General features: G+C 47.5%; 9 protein-coding genes. 5 read left to right on the top strand and 4 right to left on the bottom strand.

Going from position 1 to position 13,710, the window contains the following annotated elements; genetic code table 11:
- Positions 1-27 precede the first annotated feature (27 nt).
- Positions 28-1,218 (top strand): YcjF family protein, encoded by a 1,191-nt coding sequence (locus BLV66_RS06785; RefSeq protein WP_086987229.1) that lies wholly within the window; start codon positions 28-30, stop codon positions 1,216-1,218.
- A 50-nt stretch (positions 1,219-1,268) separates the two neighbouring features.
- On the opposite strand, the gene BLV66_RS06780 is transcribed toward BLV66_RS06785, so the two are convergent.
- Both BLV66_RS06780 and BLV66_RS06775 read right to left on the bottom strand, forming a co-directional pair.
- On the bottom strand, positions 1,269-2,507 hold the full coding sequence (locus tag BLV66_RS06780; protein WP_086987230.1) for an MFS transporter: 1,239 nt from the start codon (positions 2,505-2,507) through the stop codon (positions 1,269-1,271).
- A gap of 248 nt (positions 2,508-2,755) precedes the next feature.
- Positions 2,756-3,913, bottom strand: coding sequence for an ROK family transcriptional regulator (locus BLV66_RS06775; protein ID WP_086987231.1), 1,158 nt, complete (start codon positions 3,911-3,913; stop codon positions 2,756-2,758).
- 438 nt (positions 3,914-4,351) lie between these two features.
- On the opposite strand from BLV66_RS06775, the gene BLV66_RS06770 reads away from it, so the two are divergent.
- Positions 4,352-5,092, top strand: coding sequence for a sulfite exporter TauE/SafE family protein (locus BLV66_RS06770; RefSeq protein ID WP_086987232.1), 741 nt, complete (start codon positions 4,352-4,354; stop codon positions 5,090-5,092).
- Between the two features lie 87 nt (positions 5,093-5,179).
- Here the strand turns inward: BLV66_RS06770 and BLV66_RS06765 are convergent, their stop codons facing one another.
- Positions 5,180-6,520, bottom strand: a complete 1,341-nt coding sequence (locus BLV66_RS06765) for a DUF1576 domain-containing protein (protein WP_086987233.1) — start codon at positions 6,518-6,520, stop codon at positions 5,180-5,182.
- A 357-nt stretch (positions 6,521-6,877) separates the two neighbouring features.
- On the opposite strand from BLV66_RS06765, the gene BLV66_RS06760 reads away from it, so the two are divergent.
- On the top strand, positions 6,878-7,894 hold the full coding sequence (locus tag BLV66_RS06760) for a Gfo/Idh/MocA family oxidoreductase (RefSeq protein WP_086987234.1): 1,017 nt from the start codon (positions 6,878-6,880) through the stop codon (positions 7,892-7,894).
- Between the two features lie 360 nt (positions 7,895-8,254).
- Here the strand turns inward: BLV66_RS06760 and BLV66_RS06755 are convergent, their stop codons facing one another.
- A complete protein-coding gene (locus tag BLV66_RS06755) occupies positions 8,255-9,073 on the bottom strand; it encodes an aldo/keto reductase (RefSeq protein WP_086987235.1) in 819 nt (272 codons plus the stop codon).
- Between the two features lie 198 nt (positions 9,074-9,271).
- Here BLV66_RS06755 and BLV66_RS06750 point away from each other — a divergent pair, with 198 nt between their 5' ends.
- The gene (locus BLV66_RS06750) at positions 9,272-12,133 is read left to right on the top strand and encodes a DEAD/DEAH box helicase (RefSeq protein WP_086987236.1); all 2,862 of its coding nucleotides are present in this window, start codon (positions 9,272-9,274) and stop codon (positions 12,131-12,133) included.
- Positions 12,134-12,338: 205 nt separating this feature from the next.
- Positions 12,339-13,502 (top strand): M20 family metallopeptidase, encoded by a 1,164-nt coding sequence (locus BLV66_RS06745; protein ID WP_086987237.1) that lies wholly within the window; start codon positions 12,339-12,341, stop codon positions 13,500-13,502.
- Positions 13,503-13,710 lie beyond the last annotated feature (208 nt).

The following is a 13,710-nucleotide window of genomic DNA, read 5'->3' as shown; positions in this document are numbered from 1 at the left end:
TGTGTTTGAGCGACAGGAGGAAGCGTCATGGGAAGAGGAAACCTTGATTTGAATGTGGTCCAGGAGATACTGAACAAGACAAAAGAAGAAGTGGAAAACATGCATCCCGTCAATATCCTGCTGGCGGGGAAGACGGGCGTCGGGAAAAGCACGCTGATCAACAATGTCTTCCGGGAACGGATGGCTGAGACCGGCATCGGGAAACCTGTCACGAAACATTTGCGCCGGATCGCGAAGGAAGGCATGCCAATCGTGCTGTATGATACGCGCGGGCTGGAATTGGGCCATCCGATCCAAACCGAAGTCAAGCAGGAAATCATCGAGGCCATCAAGAAGAGCCAAAAGGAAGGGTCCGATAAGGCGATCCATTTGGTCTACTATTGCATCAACGCGCATTCCTCCCGCATCGAGGAATCCGAGATCGCCTTTATGGAAGAACTTTCCGGATTATTACCGGTGTTGGTCGTCCTGACGCAATCGATCGGTCAGCCTGCGAACGAGTTGAAGAAATACATTGAAAACCTGAACTTGCCGATTGCCGGGGTGCTGAACGTGATGGCGGAACCTTACGCCGTCACGGATGAGCTCGCGCTTCCGCAGAGCGGATTGAAGGAATTGATCGAGCGGACGTTTGCTTTGCTGCCGGAGGAGACGAAAGAGGCTTTTAACAACGCCCAACAGGTGGACATCGCGCGTAAAGCGAAAGCATCCCGAAGTTGGGCGACCAAATACATTGTGACCACATTCGGCATCGGATTCACACCGATTCCTTTTTCCGATGCGACTGTCCTTGTGCCGATGCAGATCGGCATGCTGGCCCACATCACTGCCATTTTCGGCATCTCAATGGATAAAGCTACCATCACCAGTGTGATTGGTGCTGTCGGCGGAACAGGGGGAGCCACTTATTTAGGGCGGTACATCGTGTCCAACCTGCTAAAGCTGATCCCCGGTGCGGGGACGATCGTCGGAGGGGTCATCAGCGGCGCCACGGCTGCCGTGCTAACGACCGCGCTGGCGATGAGCTACATCGAGGTGCTGACCGTTGTGGCAAAAGGTGAAAAGGACGGCAAGTATCCGGACCTAAGCAACATCGAGACGCTGATGCGCGAAAAAATGCAGGAACGCCTGAAAATGGGAACCAAGGATCAGGACGTCAAAGAGGTCTTGGACAACCTGAAGAAGAGCAGTCCATTGAAAAAATGGCTAAAAAAATAGAACACAAACACGCACAGTCAGCCGACTGTGCGTGTTTTCATTATACAAAATTAGAAGCCGGTTACGTTCAGCGGACGTTTTAACGGTCCTCTTTTCAGTGCGAAAAGGTAACAGATGCCGTAGATGATGGCCAAGCCCATCATTGCATACATGCCGATTGCATATGAGCCGGTCACATCATAAACCGCTCCCCATAGCGGGCCGGAGATGGACATCCCGATGGAAGGCGCCATGCCGAGAATCGACCAGATGCGCGGGTAATCCCCGATACCGAAGACTTCGCTCACTATCAACGGGGTCAACACCGCTGGTCCGCCTAGTCCGAACGCGAGGATGAACATGACGATCGACAAGGCCAGGAAAGAGCGGGTGTTCGCAAGGAAGAACAAAGCGATCACCATGCAGACAACAACAACTGTAAGGGTGATGGTCGAATCGATTTTGTCATTGATGGCCCCAACCGAAATGTTGGCGATAATCATGCCGGCCATGATGAGCGAAAACAATGTGCCGACCTGTCCGGATGTGAAGGACATCCCGCTGAAGTGCGCTGGCAAATGTTGCATCATCCCACCTCCGAAAGCGGAAAGGAAAATGCCTATGAACAAAATGTAAAACGGTTTCATCTTTTTGGCATCTTCATAAGTGATGGACAGATCATGTATAGGTTGATTGTTTTGGTTTCGAGCGGCCAGTTCGTCTCCATAAGCGTTCAGGCCGATAGTGCCAGGATTTTCAACCAACATAAAGAGGGCGTTCGGTACAGTCAGGAGCGCAAAAAGCCCTGCAATCAGAAAGTAACCCATGCGCCAACCAAAGTTATCCAGAAATGTCGGCATAATCATCGAAACAATGGCTCCCGCAAGTCCCCCAGAGGCATTCAACAAGCCCATCATCAATCCTTTTTTGGCGGTGAACCAATTGTTGATCAACAAGATCGCCAAAAACATGGTGATCGGCATCATGAACAAACCGAGGAAGATGCCTCCCAGATAAAATTGCCATAAACGAGTGGCGAATGCCAGCCAAACAAATCCAAGCGAAACCCAGAGTCCTCCTCCGATCAGTAAGCGCTTTGCACCAAATTTAGGTAGAAATTGTCCGATTAGGGGAAGCACGAAGACGCCGGTCAGAGTCGACAGGCTGATGTAAAGCGAAAAAGCACTGCGAGTGAAGCCTAATTCCATGGTAATCGGCTCAACGAAGAAACCAACCGCATTCCCGGCAATGTACATGGCCATGATCAAAAAGGCTGCAGATAAAAAAGATAGATAGTGGCGTAAGGTCATATAATAGTTCCTCTCTACATCGTGATAAGTAAAATGTGATTCATGTCAGGCTTTCCGTATAACAAAAAGACATTCCGCAATATGGAATGTAGTTTCACGAAACCGGATACATGTTTATTTATATAAAATCTTATATTAATAATCAACAAAAAGCAAGAGAGTGTCAAAAAAAACGTCACACCCGTGAGGATGTGACGACAGAAAGAGCTGTTCAATTTGTTGGGATTAGGCTCCAGGCATCCCAAATTTCAATCTTCAAAATGGAGCTGCAATTGCGGAACCTGGAAGAAATGCTGGAGTGCCAATGCGATACCGCCCAAAAGTGCGCCTTTTTCCCCCAGTGTAGACAAACTAACCGGAACTTTTTGCCCGGACTTCCGGTTCAATTCCGTTTGGATTGCTGTCACACATTCCGGCAATGCACGGAAGAGGTCACCATTCAGATAGACTTTTTCCGGATCGAACAGACTGACGACATTGCTGATCGCAATGCTCATATGCAGCACGAGATGGTCCAATACGTTTTTGGCATCTGCATCGCCTGTTTTATACAAGGTAATCAGATCAGCCAGCTTAAGTGCGGAATCCTTCTTCAGCTCCCTGATTTCTGCAACCAAAGCACTCGTTGAACAATATTGGTTCAGGCAGCCTTGTTTGCCGCAGTCGCAGTCTTTCCCGAATGGATAGAGGATCGTGTGCCCCAGATTGCCCGCCAAACTGTTTTTGCTTCGGAACAACCGGTTCTGTAGCAAAATCCCGGAACCAATGCCTTCATCCAGATCGATACTGATGATGTTCCCCGGGGAATGAGCGAATACAGCTTCGGCTATCACCGCTAGATTATTCTGGTTCTCTAGGTAAATCGGGCAGTCGATTGCCTCGCTCTCCAGATGTTTGGCGGTCAGATGCTCTAACATTTTGTTAGTTGATGCTACTATCTCATCTTCGTGCACAAAGCCGTCGATGGAGACAACAATCCCCACGAAGCGAAATGGGGTCTTATTGAGGTTCTTCCTGTGGTAGATGACCACTTCCTCGATGCTGTCGATAATATTGCTGGCCTCCACTTTTCTGACCAAATCATACTGTGCGACGATCCTGCCTTGAAGATTGCAGACAAGAGAAGAAATCTTTGTTTGTGTAATGGTCAAACTCATCGCGTATCCGCCATTCGCATTCACCTTTAACAACACCGGTTTTCTCCCGCCAACGACGGAACTTTGACCTGTACCGAGTTCGACGACAAGTTTTTCCTTAAGCAGTTTTTTGACAATTTCGGATACGGTTGCCTTATTGAGTCCGGAATCATGAGAGATGGCCGCTCGTGAAGTATTGGGATGATTGATGATTGCTGTCAAAACGATGGTCTCGTTTTGTTCCCTGATTGTGTTACGGTTGACGATCATGGTGTGTCACACCCTTTACAAATTTTTTTGAGTTTTGGGCGCAAGAAAGGTGATGGATCTGAAAAATATACAAAGAAAGGCCATCTTGATGCACAGTCGAACGTGTTCCAGAAAGTCTCTTGGAGGTGGAAATACCTTGTATAGTAGTCAGAAGTCTAGATTTGAAGGCGATTACATAGGTGGTGAAGACAAAAGTGGGCTCGTTGAAGAGCGATGGGTGGGGGAAACAGTCACTGCGGGCATTCGTCTTTGGTTACATTTTAACACTTTTTGAGGGTAATTGCGAGGTTTGGATGCCCGCCAAACCCAATTAACGAGCACTTTTTTTCAATTGGGTAAAGGGATTAAGCGTTTTCTGGATTGTGGTCCCTGAGTCATTGTCATTTTTTGTGATAATCGGTAAAATGAAAGGAATCACAGGAGGAGGCATATACCAGAATGATGGGTTTGAACGGGATTGAATGGGTAATGTTGATTATTGCCGCAATCATAATCGGTTTTTCGAAAACAGGCATACAAGGTGCGACAATACCGGCAGTGGCACTCGTTGCCGTTCTGTTCGGCGGTAAGGCGTCAGCCGGCATTATGTTACCTATGCTGATGCTGGGGGATCTGATCGCCATCTTTCAGTACGGAAAACAAGGTAAATTCAGTGACGTCCTGAAATTGTTGCCCGCAGCCGTAATTGGCATCGCCATAGGAGCCATCACAGGCAATTATCTCGATGACAAACAGTTTAAAGCTTTATTGGGTATCGTCGTGTTGATTTGCTTGGGGCTGTTGGTCTACAGAGAGGTGGCCAAAAGGGTTTTACCGCTTCCGAAAAATCCAATCTTCCACTGGATGGTCGGGGCTGTCAGTGGCTTTTCTTCGATGGTCGGGAATGCGGCGGGGCCAATTTTCAACGTCTATTTGCTGTCGCAAGACATCTCCAAGAATAAGATGATCGGAACAACAGCCTGGTTCTTCCTGCTGATGAACATTGTGAAATTGCCTTTCCATATCTTCATGTGGGGCACCGTCACTTGGGGAACGCTCCGGTACATGCTGCTGGTGATTCCGTTCATCGCATTCGGCAGTTGGGTGGGAATTACTTTCGTCAGGAAGATAAACGAAGTGTGGTACAAACGCATCATCATGAGCATGACCGCGATTGCGGCAATCCGTTTGTTCATCTAAAAGTAAAAAACGATGCCTTATGAACGAGTTTACTCCGTTCATAAGGCATCGTTTTTGTTTTCTGGAAAACCAGGCTAATTATTTCTGTTACTTGGTGTGTTCAACCTCTACTTCATCAGCCGGATCGACTGGCCCACGCAAAGCGCGTTGGTTGGCCCGGTGAAGGTGGAATGCTTCCAGGATCGGAACCAATATCGACGCGACGAGTCCGCCCGAAAAACCATTATTGTAGAGGTTGACGCCGCCATGGAGATAGCCGATATTCATGACCAACGTCAGATGCATAGCTCCGGCGATGATGCCCGCTATGTTCCCATAGCGACCAGCCAGCGGCGCCAAGGTTGTACCGAAAAGTGCCGATATCAGCACGATAGTGGACTGATTGTCCTGATAGTTGAGCCGACCCATCAGAGTGACCCCAATCAGAATTGGCAGGACATTCTTGACGTTTTTTCCGAAGGCTCCAAAACCGATGACTGTGAAGATTCCGCCCAAAACGGGACCGTTGATTTCTCCACCCATCAGCAGAATGTAAGTCGTAGACAGGAATCCAAGAAAAGACATGTTGATGAGCGTTGCACCTAAACCGCCCAGTTCCAGGTAATCAGTGGACAATTGGCCCGAATGGCGCATGATCCGCCTCAAACCCTTGAAGCTCCACCCGTTAAGCCATAAACCAAGCAGGAACATACCGCTGAACAATGTAAAGAGCATCACTGAAAATGGACCATTGTAGCCGCTGGCAAGGATATTTGCTGTTTTGATCTCGAAGCCGAAGTTGCGCATCAAAGAGATGAAGACCGTTCCGATGATGCCGCAGGTGAAGCCGACGTTATAGAGGCTGAATCCTCTTGTGAAGGTAACGAAATGATGCGCCAAGGGCGGGATCAGGAAGCCGGAAATGAAACCGGCGCCCAGCCCCAGAAGCACACCATAGGGTTGACCAATGCCGAGGCTGAAGGAGAGTTCACTGACCAATGGTGCCAATGCTGTTCCGAAAAGGGCAGCCAGCAACGATTTGTGCATCGGTACTTTTGTGACTCTTGCATATGCGAAGGCACCAATGCTGATCGGCATGGAATTGAATAAGTTCTTTCCAAAAAAAGCGAATCCCGCAATCGTCAAAATGCCGGCTATGACCGGACCGTTAATCTTGGCATCCGCCATCCGGACAATCCAAAGAGCCTGCAAAGTCATCAAGGCAACGTTAAACAAGGCTGCTCCAACGTTCGTCAAAGCCATGTAATCCGTAAACAGGTTAGCAGGAGAGGCCAGGATGGTGAGGTTGCCTTCATAAATTTCGTGAGGGCTGTTGAACAGGAAAGCCACACCGCCCATCAATAAGGCGAAGCCGGCCAATAACCCAAATTTTAATCGCTCGTAGAGTTCCTCTGCGCCACTCATAGTAGGCTGTCTTTTCTGTATCATTAGTGTCCCCCAATCTTATAGTGTTGAAACTGGTGAATGAAAATAGAGTATGGAAATTGCTGTTTGTCGCTACGGAAAGAACCCAATCTGACAAACTCATGTAAACGGTAACTTACATTTAATTATACAGGGCGGGAGCGACTCTCACAATATTTATTTTCAACTTTACTAAAATCCACTAATATTGCAACAGGAAATACACAAACGGAACAATCTGCGCTGAACATTTGGTCCAAAAGGCAGCGCTCAATCAAAAAAAGGGCGCACTTTTGTACCAATTCAGCCCGGATTAGTTTACATTCAGATATATACCGCTACAATATAGAGAGAAGATACAATCATTTAGGGGGAAGAAGTATGCTGACAATCGGATACATCGGAAACGGAAAGAGCACGAACCGTTATCATCTGCCATTTTCTTTATCAAGAAGCAACATCAAGGTCAAAACTATCTATAGCCGGAATCCGGAGAAGAGCGATTGGGAAAAAATCGAGGGCATCCACTACACTGGGGATATTGCGGATGTGCTGGAGGATGATGACATCCAGTTGGTGGTGATCTGCACTCATACGAATTCCCACTACGAGTTCGCCAAACAAGCTTTGGACCACGGCAAAAATGTGTTGGTCGAAAAACCCTTCATGGCAACTTCCGAAGAAGCGGCTGCCATTTTTGCATACGCGAAAGAAAAAGGATTGCTGGTCCAATGCTATCAGAACAGACGCTATGATTCGGACTTCCTGACGACGCAGAAAGTCATCGAAAGCGGCAAAATAGGCGATCTGTTGGAAGTCGAGATAGCAATCGATTACTATCGCCCGGAAATTCCCTTGTCTATCGACAGCTTCACCAAGGATACCAGCTACCTGTACGGAATCGGCAGCCATACCATCGATCAGGTCCTTTCCTATTTCGGCAAACCTGACAAAATCCATTATGATGTGCGGCAATTGTTGGGGCCAGGCCGGATGAACGATTATTTCGATTTGGATTTCCACTATCAGAATCTGAAGGTTTCCATCAAATCTAGCTTCTTCAGACTGAAAGAGCGTCCGAGTTTTGTCGCATACGGGAAGAAGGGCATGTTCGTGAAACAGACCCGAGACCGTCAAGAAGAACATCTGAAACTTTTCCACATGCCGAACAATTCCGATTTCGGTGTCGACCTTCCTGAACATTACGGGGTTCTGACGTACATGGATGATGAAGGCGTATACCATGAAGAAAAGGTTGTCTCCGAGAAAGGCGATTACGCCAGAGTCTATGATGATCTGTACAACGCAATCGTGAACGGTGCAGAAAAAGTCACCAAGGACGAGCAGACTTTGCTGCAGATGGAAATCATCGAAACAGGGATAGCGGGTATGGTTTAAAGAGTATGATAGTGAAAGAACCGAGTGTCGGCCTCATAGGGAGGCAGACGCTCGGTTCTTTGTTTTTTTCGATTGTCCGGTAATTGTCTTTGCGAAGGTTTTGAGGCCAGCGGGGGCCCCAGCTCCTGCGAAGGCACTGTTCACAGGAGTTCGGCCAACATTCCGTTTGCGTCCTCCGACGAGCGCAGCCTCGCCGGAGTTGCGGCAGAAAGTTACCGAAGTACTCCGGGGAGCGTGCACCTCACCGGAGCTGCGCACTCGCGTTGATTGCTGTTTTTCGTAAAAATTATCATCTATAAAAATAGAAAAATCCTTAAAATGGGCGTTTATACCCATTTTAAGGATTTTTTTGTTGGTTATTTAATTTGCGCGGACATCCTTCATGGCATCCAGAATGGCCACATCTTCCGGCGAAATGGTGAAATCCAGTTGCGCATTCTCGATGATGCGCGCTTCATGTGTGGACTTCGGCAAAGGCAAGGTATCCTTCTCCAAGCAGTAACGGATGGATAATTGCGCCGGCGTTACACCATATTTTTCAGCCATCTGCTTGATTTCCGGGCTATCCAAAATAGCACCGGTAGCCAAAGGCGAATAGGCTTCGACAACGATTTTGTGCGTTTTGCAGAAAGTCAGCAGGTCTTTTTGGTCGCGGCCAATGTAGAAAGGGATCTGGTTCGCCATCGGGACGATGTCGCAGTTGTCCAGGATCGCTTGCAGGTCTTTGATGGAGAAGTTCGAAACCCCGATTGCGCGGATCCGACCTTCGTCATAGAGCTGTTCCATGGCTTTCCAGACTTGGATGTTGCCTTCGGTGCAGTCCTTGCCGATCTCATCCCATGGCCATGGCGCATGGATCAAGTAAAGGTCCAAGTAATCCAGGCCGAGATTGTTCATGGTTTCCTCGAAGTGCTGCAAGGCACCGTCGAAATCCTTGATTTGCGCAGGCAACTTGCTAGTCACGAACACTTCTTCGCGGGCAATGCCGAAATCGCGGATCGCTTTTCCGACATTTTCTTCGTTGTGATAAGCATGAGCCGTATCGATGTGCGTATAACCATTTTTTAAAGCCATCGTCACTGCTTCATAGGCTTCTTCGTTGGGGATTTGCCATGTCCCGAAACCGATTGAGGGAATCGTTACACCGTTGTAAAAAGTGAATACATCTTTAGTTGTCATTAAATAACCTCCTGATATGATAACGTTTACTATTCTTAAGTTTAGAACAGTTGGTGGCAGATGTAAAAGAATAAACCTCGAAAGGTCAAAAGAGATACAAATACGATATGCGTATATAGAATAAGTATTCCGATATGATCTAGTAAAATATTATCGGTATGATAAACTGGTGAGTAAAGAAACAAGCGAGGTGAAGCCATGTATTCGTTGATTACCAACAGCAAAAAAGGGACTTTATTGGATGAATTGGTCCAATCGTTGGAAACATGCCAACGCTTTTATTTAAACGTGGCCTTCATCAACTTTTCCGGCCTGCAATTATTGCTGGATCCGATCCAAAAAGCGGCTGAGAATGGTGCGTCAGGAAAAATACTTACCGGGACTTACCTCAATTTTACAGAACCCTATGCATTGACCCGATTAAAGGCATTCCAGCATATTGATACTCGCATCTTTGTCGCTACTCATCAAACCGGCTTCCATCCTAAGGCCTATATTTTTGAATATACAGATTATTACAAAGTCATCGTGGGTTCTTCCAATATTACCCAAAGCGCCTTGAAAAGCAACATCGAATGGAATCTTCAGATCATCACCAAGGACGGCGATGAGGACGAGGAATTCATCTCGGAAATCATGGAAGCCTACAGCCTGATTTGGGAGAGCAGTGAAATATTGGACGACGCCTTCATCGACGATTACACAAGCTTCTTGAGGGACCGCAAAAAAGACCTCATTGTCCAAGAGTCATATCCCATGGTTTTTCAGTTCACACGCGGACCTTCGATCAAACCAAACATGATGCAGGAACTGGCGATGGAAAAACTGATGCGGCTGCGCGAAAAGCACCAAGAGAAGGCGTTAGTGATCGCTGCGACGGGCAGCGGGAAGACCTATATGGCGGCTTTTGACGTGAAACAAACAAAACCAGAACGGCTATTATTCTTGGTCCATCGTGAAGATATTTTGCATAATGCAATGTCATCTTTTAAAAAAATCATCAATCTGAAAGATAAATCGACCGGCATTTTATCCGGGACATCCAAAGAGCAGCAGGCTGATTATTTGTTTGCGACGATCCAGAGCATGAAGAATATTTATGCAGAATATGAGCCGGGACATTTCGACTATATCATCGTGGATGAGGCGCATCATGCGACTAGTCCGAGATATTTGGAGGTTCTCGAGCATTTTAATCCCAAGTTTCTTTTAGGGATGACTGCAACTCCGGAGCGGACGGATGGCGGCAACATCTTTGACTTGTTCGATAACAATGTGCCGGTTGAAATTCGGTTGCGCGAGGCTTTGGAATACGATTTACTGGTGCCGTTTCACTATTTTGGCATAACCGATGAATCGGGTGTTGACTTAAAGGATGCGGAAAATCTGAGACCTGATCAAATTGCAGATCGCCTCAGCGTTCATCGGCGGGTAGACTTCATCATCGAAAAAATGAATTACTATGGGCATGATGGCTTGAAACGCAAAGCTTTAGGCTTCTGTATGACAATTGCGCATGCAGAATTTATGGCGGTGGAATTCAATAAACGAGGTATCCCAAGCATCGCCTTATCCGGTGGCGATAAAGTAACCAGAAGAGAGGCCTACACGAAACTACTGGAAGCGGAAGATTCTGATCTGGAAGTGATCTTCACCGTGGATATTTTCAATGAAGGCATCGACATTCCCGGCGTCAATCTGGTCATGATGCTGCGGCCGACCCAATCTTCCATTGTGTTCACACAACAATTGGGACGTGGCTTGCGCAAAAAAGACAACAAGGAATTCCTGACGGTTTTGGATTTCATCGGCAACTACAGCAAAAGTTTCCTGATCGCGATTGCACTGAACGGGCGCCGCTTTTACGACAAGGACAGCGTCAAAACGTCAGTGAAGCGCAATTTCTCGGATTTGCCGGGAGCGACCCATATCCAGTTGGACGAAATCAGCAAACAACAGATTCTGGAACAGCTCGAAAAGGAGAAGTTTTCGAGTCTGGCATACTTGAAAAACAGTTATCTGGAGTTTAAGAACCTGAATAACGGGAAAATCCCTTGGTCATTGCAGGACTATTTGAAAGTAGACGCTGCTCCCGATCCAGTCACTTATTTTCACAGAGCAGGAACGGTATCCTCGAGAAATTATCTCGAGTTTATCAACAGGGTGGAAGAGAACAATGAATATTTGCAAACCTTGATTTCAGATCCTTTATTCATGAATATACTGTCGACGCTTTCGCAATGGCTGCCTTTGATCCGTCCACATGAATGGATCATTTTGGAACATTTGTTAGCGCAAGAGACTTGTACGTTGGCGGAAGCGAAAAGCGATTTGTTGGAATATGTCGATTCAGTGGATGATGCCACTGTGTTGCATGCCTTCCGCACCTTGGCAATGGAATTTGCGGATAAAGGAGAAAAGGATAAAACGAGACCTATTGTTTCCTTGGATCACGACCTGAAACTGCACCGGACAACAGAGTTTACGAAAATCCTTGACGATGAGACCTTTCGTTTCTTCATCACAGATATCCTGCATTACGGACGGATGCGCTACTTGAAGGCTTTCGGTACCCTGAATTATGGAATTCCGCATCTGAAACTCTACGAGGAATACACTATGCGAGATATCGCGTTGGTGTCCAACTATAAAAAGACCCATTCTTCTTTCAGGGGACAAGGCGTCCTGAAGAATGATGAGATCAATGATTATTTCTTTTTTGTCGACCTTCATAAGGGCGAAGACGTAGAGGAACGGGTAAACTATAAGGATAAATTTATCAGCACCAAACAATTTCAGTGGGAGTCGCCAAATAGCACAAAGGTTGCTACGGATCGCGGGCAAGACTTCGTCAATCCCGAAAACCGAGGCGTCACCTTGCATCTGTTTGCCCGCAAATTCAAACAGATAGATAATGTCACCTCCAAGTTCATCTATCTCGGTGAAATCACACCGATGTCCCATCGGAATGAAAAACCGATCGAAATCCAGTACAAGCTGGAAAAGGAAGTGCCTTGGGAATTGTATCAGGAGTTTGAACCGGAACTTTCCATCAAGTAAATCCTGTTATTGAAAGACTACCGGGAGCTTCAGCTGCGATTATAGGCGGGCAAGAGTTTCCGGTATTTGTTTGCAAACAAGTTAATTGGTAGGGATTCGTCAAATAAGGATACACGCAATGTCAGGGATAATTTGATAGCGCTTGAATAAAACAGTATATTTTAAGCTAGGGTGGATGCTATAATTTCGCCAAGGGGGAATTGCAATGGACTTCGATAGGAATCAGTATTTACGTGAATTGGAGACGATCGTCAATATCGACAGTGGTAGCAGAAATCCTGCGGGTACACGAGAAGTGGCGGCGTTTTTGGAAGAGAAATATAGGCAGCAAGGTTTTCTGACCGAGCTTGTTTCGGTCGGTCCGGAGGTGGGGCCGGTACTGGTGGCGACGAATGCCCCGGACGAACCCATTGATCTGCTCTTCATCGGCCACACTGATACTGTGTTCCTGGATGGCGAAGCGAGCAGACGGCCTTTCACGATAGAGGGAGAGCGGCTTTACGGGCCGGGCGTCTATGACATGAAAGGCTGCAGCCTGTTGACGGCCTATTTGCTGGAAAACTTGCCCGAAGAACTGAAGCAAGACCTCAACATTTGTGTGATCCATAATCCGGATGAGGAAATCAGTTCCTTTTATTCCCGCGAAGTGATCATCGAGAAAGCGAAAACGGCCAAGTTCGCCTTCGTCATGGAGCCGAGTTCAGCGGACGGTTCGATGATCAAGGAAAGGAAAGGCATTGAAAAACTGAAGATCCATTTCAAGGGTCGGCCTTCCCACGCCGGCGACGCTCCTCAGGAAGGGCGCAGCGCCATCAACGAACTGGCTCATTGGATCGTTCGCATGAATACCTTGATCGATTATGCTGCGGGTGTGTCGGTCAATGCGGGTACCATTCAGGGCGGCAGCGTGCCGAATGTCGTTCCCGAGCATGCCCAGATGGAATTGGACTACCGTTACTCAAATCCTGCGGACGTCGCGGCTTTCTTTGATATGCTGGAGGAACTGCAGGCTCATGCAACCGCAATGGAAATCGGCATCGACATCGAAGTCATCGGCAAGCGGCCGCCTATGGTCGACGTGCCGGGTGCAAAAGAATTACGGAGCGTCTTCGAGGATGTCGGCAAGCAAATGGACATGGTCGTTTCGTTCAAGAAATCGGGAGGCGTATCCGACGCCAACTTCACGACCAGCGTCGGGGTTCCGACGGTCTGCAGCATCGGTCTAATCGGCGGCGCTTTCCATACCGACCACGAATATGTGGAGTTGGATTCCATTCTGCAGCGCTTGGATCTTTTGACGGCGGTCATAGCGGAAATGAGCCGGCGGAAGATGTTCTGCGAAAGCGCAGATCGCCTTTCCATATCGTGAACCCCAACGATGCAGGCATGAAAAACTATAAATTGAACAGCAGCGCGAAGGTCCTTTTCCGGGTCTCTGCGCTGCTGTTTTTTTTGATGGAAAGTGCAGTGTTCCGCGGTGAAAATACTTGCCGAAGCACACCGGAAGAACAGCACTTTTGCCGTTCCGGATGCGATAATAAGGGTATAGCATTTCAGCCGTAAATCCCGATTTGTGG

Source organism: Trichococcus collinsii, assembly GCF_900107505.1.
GTDB classification, from domain to species: Bacteria; Bacillota; Bacilli; order Lactobacillales; family Aerococcaceae; genus Trichococcus; species Trichococcus collinsii.
Note: the sequence above shows the minus strand (reverse complement) of the source record. Positions and strands in the feature narration are given on the sequence as shown.